An 11398-nucleotide genomic window follows, 5' to 3' on the forward strand; every position below is an offset into this window, starting at 1 on the left:
GCGCGAAACGCGCTACCCAAGCGGCGATGTCTACAACCTCGATCCCCTCCACCCGGCCACGCGCAAAAGCCCGGGTGAGTTTCAAGCGTTTCCGGGCCTGGCTAGTTGCCAGCGCGACCCGCCCCGAGGCGCGCCTCTGGCTGGTGATCCAGCTCGCCATCCTGCATGCAGTGCTCTGGACCTTCATCCTGATCAACCTCAAGGCCGCGCAAGACGTTCACATGGACGTCGCGGAAGCCTGGGGCTGGGGCCAGAAATTCCTCTGGGGCTATGGCAAGCACCCGCCCTTGTCGGGCTGGGTCGCCGGCCTCTGGTTCACAATGTTCCCGCCGACGGACTGGGCGACCTATGCGCTCGCGATGGCGACCGTCGGCACCGGTATGGTGATCTGCTGGCTCATCGCGTTGCGCGTGGTGGATGCGCGGCGCGCGTTCCTGGTCGTGGTGATGGTCGCGCTCTACCCGATCTTCAATTTCAAGGGCTTCAAGTACAATCCCGACCTGCTCCAGCTCGTCACCTTGCCGCTCCTCGTGCTCGCTTATCTCAATGCGTTCGAGAAGCGTAGCTGGCAATCCGGAGCCTTGCTCGGCCTTGCCGGCGCGCTGGCGCTGATGACCAAGTACTGGGTGCTGACCATGATCGGCGCCATCGGGCTTGCCGCGCTGATCCATCCGGAGCGATTGAAGTTCCTGTGGTCGCCGGCGCCGTGGATTGCGATCGCGACGATGGCGGCGGCGATGATCCCGCACATCGTCTGGCTGGCGGACGCGCATTTCGTGCCGCTGACCTATGCGGGCGACACCTACAGCCTCGAGGACAGCGGCCAGGTGCATCAGCTCGTGGCCGGCTATGCCCTGCATAATGTCGCGCTGCTGGCATTGCCGGTGGCGCTGGCCGCGCTGGCGATGGCGCTGGTGCCGCCCTGGTTCAGGCTGCTCCTGCATGCGCCCGCGCGCATCGTCACGCGGGCCTGGGCGCGCGGCGCGAATTCCAGCGTGAACCTTTCGCAGGCGCGCAACGTCTGGATCATCCAGATCATCGTCGCGGTCGGCCCCGCGCTCGGCGCGCTGGCGTTCAGCATCTACATGAAGACCGATTGGGGCATCTCGCTGTTCTTTCTGGTGCCGCTCGCGCTGGTCGCGATCCCGGCCTTGCGGGTGCAGAGTGCGGCGCTGTTCAACATTGTCGCGATCTGGCTGGTGCTCAGCGTCGCCACGCTCATTGCCTCGCCCTGGATCGCCGCGCGGGAGATGGCGGCCAATGCCGGCAACACGGCGACCTATGGCGCGCGCTCGGATCTCGCGCGCGAGCTGACGCAGGCCTGGCACGCGCGCTTCGCCTCGCGCTGGGCGGTCGTCGCCGGCACCATGGAGTCGATCCAGCCGATGGTGTTCTACAGCCCGGATCATCCGGCCGCGTTCACGCCGCTCGAAGCCTGGGGGTCCGGATTGATTTCGCCCGATGACGTCAGGCGATACGGCTTCATCGGCGTGTTCGACCCGGCCGACGGTCGCCTGCCAGCGTTCGAGAAATGGGTGTCCGAGGTTGCGCCCAACGCCGAGCGCATCGTGATGACGACACGCCGTTTCACTCACGGCAAGGCCGGTCCGTCGATGAGCTGGAACATCTACATCGCGCCGCCGGGGAAATGATCGAGGCGAAGCCGCCTAAATCCCTTCCTCGTTGAATTTGCTTTCAACGAGTTCGGTGATCGCCGCCAGCGCGGCTTCGGCATCGTCGCCGGCAGCGGCGACCGTGATGGTGGTGCCGGGACCGGCGGCGAGCATCATCAGGCCCATGATCGAGGTGCCGCCGACGGTTTCGCCGCCGCGCGTCACCCAGACCTGCGCGCTGAAGCGCTCGACGGCCTGGACGAACTTGGCGGAGGCCCGCGCGTGCAGGCCGCGCTTGTTGATGATCAGGAGGTCCTTGGAGATCGCGCCCGCGGGCACGCCCGTCCCGGCTTGCGGCGCCTCGTCGCTCATTTGCCGGCGAGGACGCGGCTGGCGATGGTGACGTATTTGCGGCCGGCTTCCTGGGCCATCGCGATCGCGTCCGGGAGTGGACGCTCCTCGCGCACCTTGGCCAGCTTCACCAGCATGGGAAGGTTGATCCCCGCGAGCACTTCGACCTTCGGCCGGCTCATGCAGGATATTGCCAGGTTGGATGGCGTGCCGCCGAACATGTCGGTGAGGATCGCGACGCCATCGCCGGAATCGACGCGGTTAACCGCCTCGATGATGTCGCTTCGACAGAGATCGGAATCATCTTCGGCGCCGATCGTGATCGCTTCGATTTGCTTTTGTGGGCCCATGACATGTTCAAGCGCTGCCTTGAATTCGTCGGCAAGGCGCCCGTGGGTCACAAGTACTAGACCAATCATCGGAAAACTCCTCGCGGGCGCTTTTGGTGCACCGCACGAACGCGCCACTTTGACCATCCAGAGCCCCCGCGCAAGAGGGGATGTTGCGTATCTCCCTGAATCTAGACGGATGGATAAGGGGAGCTGCGCCGGTCTATTCGGTCGCGAGTGTGGGGTTCATATGGTTACCATTTCCCTTCAAACAATCGCCGGAAGGGTTAACGGAAGATGAACTCTTGGTAGTGGTCAAGGCCGCGACAACCAGAGGGAGGGGCAAATAGTCGCGGCCCACAGGGATTCGCGGTATTTCGACACCTAAAATGGCTGTTTTCAGGGATTCGGCCGGCGGCAGCCGCTCCGCATCCGCCGCGTCCAGATCGACCACGAGGCCGACGGTCGCATGCTCCACAAAGTCGCAGCGGCGGATTCCCAGCCCCCGGATCTCGATCATGCCGGCCAGGACCGGAGCGGGGCGGACCTCAATTTCGCGGCCGACTGTCGCCAGATGGACACGGTCATCACCGACCAGAACGGCCCTTTCGATCACGCCGCTACGTCCCGCCATGATCAAATCGAAGGCAAGGCGCGACTTGCCGGAGCCCGAGGGCCCGCGGATCAGCACCGCCAGATCTCCAACCTTGACCGCCGAGGCGTGAATGCTGGGGCCGCCGTCGCTCATAGCGCCGGCAGCCTCACCACGAAGCGCGCGCCGACAACACTGGGCGCTCCGTCCTCGTCCGCCGGGCCGGGGCGGTTCTCGGCCCAGATGCGTCCGCCATGCGCGTCGACGATCTGCTTGGAGATCGAAAGGCCGAGGCCGGAATTCTGGCCAAAGCCCTGATGAGGTCGGTCGGTGTAGAAGCGCTCGAAGATGCGCTCCAGCGCGTCGTCGCGGATTCCGGGGCCGTCGTCGTCGATCACGATCTCGATCTCTCCGCGCACGCGGCGGCAGGTGAGGCGCACCTTGTTGCCGGGCTCGGAGAAGGACTGTGCGTTGGACAGCAGGTTGGAGACCACCTGTCCGAGCCGCGAATCGTGGCCGGTCACGGCGAAATTGTCGGTCGGGCTGCGGCCCTCGAAACGCATTTCGACCGCGACGTCATGGCCGAGCTTGGTTTCATTGGCGACGGAGACGAGCGTCGTCAGCAGGCGGCGCAAATCGACCGGGATCGCATCCTGGCGCTGCAGTTCGGCATCGAGACGGCTGGCATCGGAGATGTCCGAGATCAGCCGGTCGAGCCGTTTGACGTCATGCTCGATCACCTCGAGCAGGCGCGCGCGGCTGTTCTCGTTGCGCGCCAGCGGCAACGTCTCGACCGCGGAGCGCAAGGATGTCAACGGGTTCTTCAATTCGTGCGCGACGTCGGCGGCGAACATCTCGATCGCTTCGATGCGGCTGTAGAGTGCACTGGTCATGTCGCGCAGCGCACCGGAGAGATGGCCGATCTCGTCGCGACGACGGGTGAAGTCGGGAATCTCGACCCGGGTCCTGATGCGGCGACGGATCAGCTCGGCGCTGTCGGCGAGCCGGCGGACCGGACCTGCGATCGTGCTGGCGAGCAGCAGCGACAGCATGATCATGACGGCGGCGGCGACGCCGCCCACTTTGAGGATGGCGAGGCGCTCGGCGGTGACCATCTGGTCGATGTCGTCGCCCTGCGTCGACAGCATCAGCGCGCCGTGGATGGCGCGCGAGCGCAGTACGGGGACCGCGACCGAGACGATCACCTCGCCGCGCGCATTGACCCGCACCATCGAGCGCTTCTGGCCCTGGAGCGCGTCGCCGACCTCCGCATAGCCATTGCCGTTCTCGGGGCCGAGCTCGCGATAGAGCGGCAGGTCGCCGCGATTGAGCCAGGTACGCACCGCGACCATGCCGCGTTCGACCACGCCCGGCTTCTCGGCGGAGACCGAAGGCAGGGGGAAGCGCACCACGGTATCGAGGCTGCGGCTGTCGACCAGCAGGCTGCCGTTCGGGTCGTAGATGCGGGCGCGCGTCTTGGTCGGCGAGATCAGCGTGCGCAGCACCGGCGCCACGCGCTCCGGATTGATCGGAAAATCCAGCGGGGAATACTCGTCCGACCCGCCATAGGTCTCGCCCGGCTTGAGGTCGAGCAACCGGTCGGGGTCGATGGTGATGGCGTTGGTCTGCACCGTCGCGGAGGCCGCGATGGCGCCGGCGATGATCTCCGCCTGCACCAGCAGGCTCTGCGCGCGCGCGTCGATCAGGCCGGCGCGGAATTGCGACAGATAGAGGATGCTCGCCACCAGCGCGACGAGGCCGGCGAGGTTGAGCGAGACGATGCGGCGGGTCAGGCTCGAGAAGGACAGCGCGAAGAAGAACTGCCCGGCGCGCTTCAGCCAGTTCAGCGGACGCCAGCCCTGCACGGCCGGCTTGTCCTCGGCCAATTGATCCGGAGCGCCGTGGGCGCTGGCGTCCTCGGCGTTCTGGTTCTCGTCAGGCTGCGTTCGGTCAAGCAATGCTCACGCCCGCGTTAGGACAGCTCGTGCGAAGGTCCCCGCATCCTAGAGCCATCCCGGTGCCGATGGAATCAGAACCGGCGATGCTCTCGGTCTTTCGTGGAGGCGCGTGCGCCTCAGGCTTCCTTGAAGCGGTAGCCGACGCCGTAGAGCGTCTCGATCATCTCGAACTCGTTGTCGACCACCTTGAACTTCTTGCGCAGCCGCTTGATGTGGCTGTCGATGGTGCGGTCGTCGACATAGACCTGGTCGTCATAGGCGGCGTCCATCAGCGCGTTGCGGCTCTTCACCACGCCGGGCCGGGTCGCGAGCGCCTGCAGGATCAGGAATTCGGTGACGGTCAGCGTCACCGGCTCGTTCTTCCAGGTGCAGGTGTGCCGTTCAGGATCCATGCGCAGCAGGCCGCGGTCGAGCGCCTTGGCGTCGTTCTCCTTCGGCGTGACGGTCGGGTCCTTCGGCGCCGAACGGCGCAGCACCGCCTTGACGCGCTCGACCAGCAGGCGCTGCGAGAACGGTTTGCGGATGAAGTCGTCGGCGCCCATCTTGAGGCCGAACAGCTCGTCGATCTCTTCGTCCTTGGAGGTCAGGAAGATCACGGGCAGGTCGGATTTCTGCCGCAGCCGGCGCAAGGTCTCCATGCCGTCCATGCGCGGCATCTTGATGTCGAGGATGGCAAGATCGGGCTGGGTGGTGCGGAAACCGTCGAGCGCGGAGGCGCCGTCGGTATAGGTCATGATGCGATAGCCTTCGGCCTCCAGCGCGATCGAGACGGATGTGAGAATGTTGCGGTCGTCGTCGACCAAAGCGATTGTGGGCATGAGCCTCTGCTTTCTGCTTTCCGTTTGGGTCGTGGCTTGAAAACGGCGAGCAATCCACTGATGCGCCGCATACATGGGTGCCGATGTTGGCATTCGAACCTTGTCACCGAGCAATGCAAGCTAGGCTGAAGTGTGACCAAGTTCCACGAAACACGGCAGATTCGCCGCGTCTCGACCCATAATCAGGCCCCGGTTTACCCGAAAAAAGGCCCTCCATGCAACCACCTGACCCGAGAAAGCCGATGCAACCGACCCCCGATTTCGACCCCGGAAAGCTCGCCAAATCGCTGCTGCGGCGGTCACGGCAGGGGGCCTTGGCGACATTGATGGCCGGCAGCGGCGATCCCTATTGTTCCCTGGTCAATCTGGCCAGCCACCCGGATGGCTCTCCGATCCTGCTGATCTCGGGATTGGCCGTGCACACCAAAAACATCCTGGCCGACAGCCGGGTGTCCCTGATGCTGGACGAGCGGGCGGCGGGTGATCCGCTGGAGGGCGCCCGGATCATGCTGTCCGGCCATGCCGAGCCGGCCGATGCGGACAAGGATCTGCTCCGGCGACGGTACCTCAATGCCCATCCCTCCGCGGAGGCCTTTGTTTCGTTTAAGGATTTCTCCTTCTTCCGGACTCGGCCCACGGGAACCCATCTGGTCGCCGGCTTCGGCCGGATCGTCGACCTCAAGCCGGAGCAATTCCTGACCGACCTCACGGGGGCTGAGGAATTGCTGGCGGCGGAGGAGGGGGCGGTCGAGCACATGAATGCCGACCACCGCGACGCCATGGGCCTCTATGCAACAAAGCTGCTCGGCGCTGCCGCAGGCGACTGGCGCTGCACCGGCTGCGATCCGGAGGGCCTCGACATGCAGGACGGCCAGACCGCCTTGCGGCTGGACTTCCCGGAGCGCGTGGCTGATGGCACCGCGCTGCGCAAGATGCTGGTTCGACTCGCCGGCGAAGCGCGCACCAGGATGGACGAGAGCGCAACACATTGAACGCTGCTGCCCATCGCCGCGACCCAAGTTCGTTACCGGTCTGAAGGCGGCGGCGAGAGCGTCATGGCAGAATGGAAGAGACTGACGCTGGTTGCGGGTTTGGCGCTCGCGATCACCGCATCGCTAGTCACGCCTGGCGTTGCCCAAAAAGGTCTCGCCGCGGAGAGCGCGCGAATCAACGCACTGATGAGCGCCGGCAGATATTCGGAAGCACTGCCTTTGGCGCAAGGCATGGTCGCGAACCTGGAGAAGAGCGACACCGGTCGCGAGCTCGCCGCGGCGCTGAACAACCTCGGCCAGGTTCATGCCGGTCAGGGCCACGACGATCTGGCCGAGCCGCTCTACAAGCGCGCCATCATGCTGATGGAAAAGTCGCTCGGTCTCGAAACCCCGCTGATTGGAGCCGAACTGAGCAATCTCGCCGCGCTTTACCAGCGGCAGAGCCGCTACGCTGAGGCCGAACCGCTGTTCAGGCGCGCGCTCGCCGTTCGCGAGAAGGGATTGTCGCGGGAGCATCCCGATGTCGGGCAGTCGCTCAATAATCTCGCCACGCTCTATGTGAAACAGCAGCACTATGCCGACGCGGAACCGTTGTTTCAGCGGGCGCTCGCGATCTATCAGAAGGCCGGCGGCCCCGAGCATCCGGCAGTAGCCACGGTCCTGAACAATCTCGGCCAGGTCTATCGCGATCTCAACCGCGATGCGGACGCGGAAGCGCCGATCAAGCGCTCGCTGGCGATCCGGGAGAAAGTGCTGGGACCGGATCATCCCGATGTTGCCCGCTCGCTGAACAATCTCGCCGGCCTCTACGAGCACCAGCAGCGCTACGGCGACGCCGAGCCGCTCTATCGCCGCGCGCTGGTCATCCGCGAAAATGCGCTCGGGCCCGATCATCCTGACGTCATGACGTCGACCAGCAATCTCGCTTATTTCCTCTACGTGGCCGGGCGCGCCGCGGACGCATTGCCGTTCGCAGAAAGGACACTTCGGGGCGATCGCGCCCAGTTGCGCGTCGTGTTGCCGGTCCTGTTCGCCGCACGGCAACAGGATCTGCTGGCCGGCGACAAGGCGCTGGACGAGGCCCTCGCCGCGATCCAGCGCGGCACGCAATCCTCCGCCGCATCCGCCGTGAACAAGCTCGCGGTTCGGCTTGCCGCCGGCAGCGACCGGCTCGCCGAGTTGGTGCGCCGGGACCAGGATCTCGCGGCTGAGTCCGAGGCGCTCGACAAGGCGATCGTCACCGCGGTCTCGAAGCAATCCGCGCAGCGCGATCTCGCAAGCGAGCAGCGCAGCCGCGCGCGGATTGCAACGATTACCAACGAGCGTGCGGGCTTGCAGAAGACGCTCGCGGTCGAGTTTCCCGACTACGCGTCGCTCTCCAATCCCCTGCCGTTGACGGCAAAGGACATTCAGCTGCTGCTGTCGGCCGACGAGGCGATGGTGCTCTACTCCGTCGTCGACAAGCAGAGCTATGTCATCGCGATCACGCGCGAGGGCGTCGACTGGAAGGCGATTCCACTCGGCGCGGATGCGCTGACGCAGAAGGTGACGGCATTCCGCAAGGGACTCGACGTCGGCAAAGCGCGCGATGCCTCCGGCAAATCCGGATTGTTCGATCTCGCGCTCGCCAACGAGCTCCATGTCGCGCTGCTCGGTCCGGTCGAGGCGTTGACAAAGGACAAGCGCAGCCTGCTGGTGGTGCCGTCGGCTGCGCTGACCGCATTGCCGTTTCATCTGCTCGTCACCGAGAAGCCGCAGGCTGCGATCCCGGACACGCTCGAAGGCTATCGCGGCGCTGCCTGGCTGCTGCGGCGTCAGGCCGTCTCGGTGCTGCCCTCGGTGGTCAGTCTGAAATCGCTGCGCGCCTTCGCGCGCCGGGACCAAAGCGTGAAGCCGATGACCGGCTTCGGCGATCCCGTGTTCAATCCTGCACTGGAAGGGACCGCCGAGCGGCGCGCGGCGAACGGCAAGGTCGCCGCGCGCAGCATCGCGACCATCGCCTATAGTGATTTCTGGCGCGGTGCCGGCGTCGATCGCGCACGGCTTGCGCAGGCGCTGCCGCAACTGCCTGATACCGCCGATGAGTTGAACGCGGTGGCCAGGGATGTCGGGGCTGCTGAGGCCGATATCCATCTCGGCCGCGACGCCAGCGAGACGACGCTCAAGCGTGCAGCGCTTGCTCAATACGGCATCATCTACTTTGCCACCCACGGCCTCGTTGCCGGGGACATCAAGGGACTGGGTGAGCCCTCGCTCGCGCTCTCCATTCCCGATCAGCCGACTGAGTTCGACGACGGTCTGCTCACCGCGAGTGAAGTCGCTCTGCTCAAGCTTAATGCGGATTGGGTTGTGCTGTCGGCCTGCAACACCATCGCGGGCGACAAGCCGGGCGCCGAGGCCCTGTCCGGACTGGCGCGCTCGTTCTTCTATGCCGGCGCGCGCGCACTCCTGGTCTCGCATTGGGCCGTGGATTCGGAGGCTGCCACCCGCCTGACCACGATGACTTTCGAGCTGCTCAAAAGCGAACCAAAAATCGGCCGTGCCGAGGCCTTGCGCCGCGCGATGTTAACCTATGTTGACGACACCTCGTCACCGCGCAACGCCTATCCTGCGATGTGGGGGCCCTTCGCGCTGATCGGCGAAGGCGCGGTACGATAGGGTGGGCTTGGAAATTTCATCGAGACCGTATTCGGCGTTGTGCGTCGCAATAACCTTGGGAAACGCCGAAACGCCTATTTGGTTGCGCGATCATTGTTGATTTTTTGATGCGCCTGCTCAGAGCTGACATGCGCGACGTTTGGCGCGGTCCTTGAATAAACCAAATCCTAAGGGATCAGCTTGGCAACGCCAGCGTTCATCAGTATTAGGTCGTTCCAACCGAGGCCGAACGGCCTGTAATCACGGTGACCGCGGCGGCGCCAAGCATGATCGCGCTGAGTGGGTTCTAGGAGGATTTTTCGTGCAAGAGACGGGCGTGCGCAACGGTGCCTTCGGTGCCGACAAATTCGGCTTAAAGAATCTCAAGCGGGTTCACTGGAACCTCGGTGCGCCGCAACTCTATCAATACTCGCTCTCTGCGGGCGAGACGGTACTGTCGGCCGATGGCGCGCTCTGCGCCGACACCGGCGAGTTCACCGGCCGCAGCCCCAAGGACAAATTCACGGTGCGTGACGCCGCCACCGACAAGAAGATGTGGTGGGCCGGCAACCAGTCGATCACCGCAGAGCAGTTCGAGACGCTCTACCAGGACTTCCTCAAGCACGCCGAAGGCAAGTCGCTGTTCGCACAGGACCTGTATGGCGGCGCCGATCCGGCTTATCGCATCAAGACCCGCGTCTTCACCGAGCTCGCCTGGCACTCGCTGTTCATCCGCACGCTGCTGATCCGTCCCGAGGCGGTCGAGCTCTCGGCATTCGTGCCCGAGCTCACCATCATCGACATGCCGAGCTTCCGCGCCGATCCGAAGCGCCATGGCTGCAAGTCGGAGAACGTCGTCGCGATCGATTTCGCCCGCAAGATCGTGCTGATCGGTGGGTCTTATTATGCCGGCGAGATGAAGAAGTCGGTCTTCACCACGCTGAACTACTATCTGCCCGAGCGCGGCGTGATGCCGATGCATTGCTCGGCCAATGTCGGCGCCAAGGGTGATGCCGCGATCTTCTTCGGCCTGTCCGGCACCGGCAAGACCACGCTGTCCGCCGATCCGAACCGCACGCTGATCGGTGATGACGAGCACGGCTGGGGCCCGAACGGCGTCTTCAACTTCGAAGGCGGCTGCTACGCCAAGTGCATCAAGCTGTCGCAGGAAGCCGAGCCCGAGATCTATGCCGCCTCGACCCGCTTCGGCGCGGTGCTCGAGAATTGCGTGCTGGACGAAGACACCCGCGTGGTCGACTTCGACGACGGCTCCAAGACCGAGAACACCCGCTCGGCCTATCCGCTCGAATTCATCCCGAACGCCTCGCGCACCGGCCGCGCCCCGCAGCCGAAGAACGTGGTGATGCTCGCCGCCGACGCCTTCGGCGTGCTGCCGCCGATCGCCAAGCTCTCGCCGGCGCAGGCGATGTATCACTTCCTGTCGGGCTACACCGCCAAGGTCGCGGGCACCGAGCGCGGTCTCGGCAACGAGCCGCAGCCGGAATTCTCGACCTGCTTCGGTTCGCCCTTCCTGCCGCTCGACCCCAGCGTCTACGGCAACATGCTGCGCGACCTGATCGCCCAGCACAATGTCGACTGCTGGCTGGTCAACACGGGGTGGACCGGCGGCAAGTACGGCACCGGCTCGCGCATGCCGATCAAGGTGACGCGCGCGCTGCTCACCGCTGCGCTCGACGGCTCGCTTCGCAACGTCGAATTCCGCACCGATAAATATTTCGGTTTCGCGGTCCCGACCGCGCTGCCGGGCGTGCCGAGCGAGATACTCAACCCGGTCAACACCTGGAAGGACAAGGACGAGTTCGACAAGACCGCCCGCGCGCTGGTCGGCATGTTCCAGAAGAACTTTGCCAAGTTCGAAGCCCAGGTCGACGCCGAAGTGCGCGCGGCCGCGCCGGACGTGAAGCTCGCGGCGGAGTAGTTTCTCTCTGGCTGGAATGTAAAGGGGCGGCCGTGAGGCCGCTCTTTTTTGTTTTTGCGCGAGTGTAACCATACCCTCAGTGTCGTGCCCGCCCCCGGGGGGCGCGGGGGGCCCGGGGGGGGGGCGCGGGGGGGGGTCGAGAGCCCCCGGGAAAAGGCGGCGGGGGGGG

General features: G+C 65.0%; 9 protein-coding genes. 4 read left to right on the forward strand and 5 right to left on the reverse strand.

From position 1 onward, the window contains the following. Positions 1-26 precede the first annotated feature (26 nt). Entirely contained in the window at positions 27-1652 is a 1626-nt protein-coding gene (locus tag AC0L3C_RS32005) for a glycosyltransferase family 39 protein (protein WP_473409936.1), read from the forward strand. A gap of 15 nt (positions 1653-1667) precedes the next feature. Here the strand turns inward: AC0L3C_RS32005 and AC0L3C_RS32010 are convergent, their stop codons facing one another. The 5 genes from AC0L3C_RS32010 to AC0L3C_RS32030 all read right to left on the reverse strand — a co-directional run bounded on the left by AC0L3C_RS32010 (position 1668) and on the right by AC0L3C_RS32030 (position 5661). Then, a complete protein-coding gene (locus AC0L3C_RS32010; protein ID WP_007604995.1) occupies positions 1668-1985 on the reverse strand; it encodes an HPr family phosphocarrier protein in 318 nt (105 codons plus the stop codon). Then, a complete protein-coding gene (locus tag AC0L3C_RS32015; RefSeq protein ID WP_007597752.1) occupies positions 1982-2383 on the reverse strand; it encodes a PTS sugar transporter subunit IIA in 402 nt (133 codons plus the stop codon). Before AC0L3C_RS32015 ends, AC0L3C_RS32010 begins: the two co-directional genes overlap by 4 nt. Before the next feature lie 133 nt (positions 2384-2516). Then, the gene (locus AC0L3C_RS32020) at positions 2517-3041 is read right to left on the reverse strand and encodes an HPr kinase/phosphorylase (protein ID WP_473409937.1); all 525 of its coding nucleotides are present in this window, start codon (positions 3039-3041) and stop codon (positions 2517-2519) included. Continuing rightward, on the reverse strand, positions 3038-4843 hold the full coding sequence (locus AC0L3C_RS32025) for a stimulus-sensing domain-containing protein (RefSeq protein WP_473409938.1): 1806 nt from the start codon (positions 4841-4843) through the stop codon (positions 3038-3040). Before AC0L3C_RS32025 ends, AC0L3C_RS32020 begins: the two co-directional genes overlap by 4 nt. A 116-nt stretch (positions 4844-4959) precedes the next feature. Beyond that, positions 4960-5661, reverse strand: coding sequence for a response regulator transcription factor (locus tag AC0L3C_RS32030; RefSeq protein ID WP_007597749.1), 702 nt, complete (start codon positions 5659-5661; stop codon positions 4960-4962). Between the two features lie 242 nt (positions 5662-5903). Here AC0L3C_RS32030 and AC0L3C_RS32035 point away from each other — a divergent pair, with 242 nt between their 5' ends. From AC0L3C_RS32035 to AC0L3C_RS32045, 3 genes are all read left to right on the forward strand, one after another. Continuing rightward, the gene (locus AC0L3C_RS32035) at positions 5904-6653 is read left to right on the forward strand and encodes a HugZ family pyridoxamine 5'-phosphate oxidase (RefSeq protein ID WP_473409939.1); all 750 of its coding nucleotides are present in this window, start codon (positions 5904-5906) and stop codon (positions 6651-6653) included. A gap of 63 nt (positions 6654-6716) precedes the next feature. Further along, positions 6717-9311, forward strand: a complete 2595-nt coding sequence (locus AC0L3C_RS32040) for a CHAT domain-containing protein (protein ID WP_473409940.1) — start codon at positions 6717-6719, stop codon at positions 9309-9311. A gap of 301 nt (positions 9312-9612) precedes the next feature. Beyond that, positions 9613-11229, forward strand: coding sequence for a phosphoenolpyruvate carboxykinase (locus AC0L3C_RS32045; protein WP_473409941.1), 1617 nt, complete (start codon positions 9613-9615; stop codon positions 11227-11229). The last annotated feature ends 169 nt before the right edge of the window (positions 11230-11398 follow it).

This window comes from Bradyrhizobium sp. WSM4872 (assembly GCF_055811715.1).

Bases quoted from the DNA above. Each gene is read 5' to 3' on its own strand.
- AC0L3C_RS32005 (WP_473409936.1), top strand. From the start codon at position 27: ATGTCTACAACCTCGATCCCCTCCACCCGGCCACGCGCAAAAGCCCGG.
- AC0L3C_RS32010 (WP_007604995.1), bottom strand. From the start codon at position 1,985: ATGAGCGACGAGGCGCCGCAAGCCGGGACGGGCGTGCCCGCGGGCGCG.
- AC0L3C_RS32015 (WP_007597752.1), bottom strand. From the start codon at position 2,383: ATGATTGGTCTAGTACTTGTGACCCACGGGCGCCTTGCCGACGAATTC.
- AC0L3C_RS32020 (WP_473409937.1), bottom strand. From the start codon at position 3,041: ATGAGCGACGGCGGCCCCAGCATTCACGCCTCGGCGGTCAAGGTTGGA.
- AC0L3C_RS32030 (WP_007597749.1), bottom strand. From the start codon at position 5,661: ATGCCCACAATCGCTTTGGTCGACGACGACCGCAACATTCTCACATCC.
- AC0L3C_RS32035 (WP_473409939.1), top strand. From the start codon at position 5,904: ATGCAACCGACCCCCGATTTCGACCCCGGAAAGCTCGCCAAATCGCTG.
- AC0L3C_RS32040 (WP_473409940.1), top strand. From the start codon at position 6,717: ATGGCAGAATGGAAGAGACTGACGCTGGTTGCGGGTTTGGCGCTCGCG.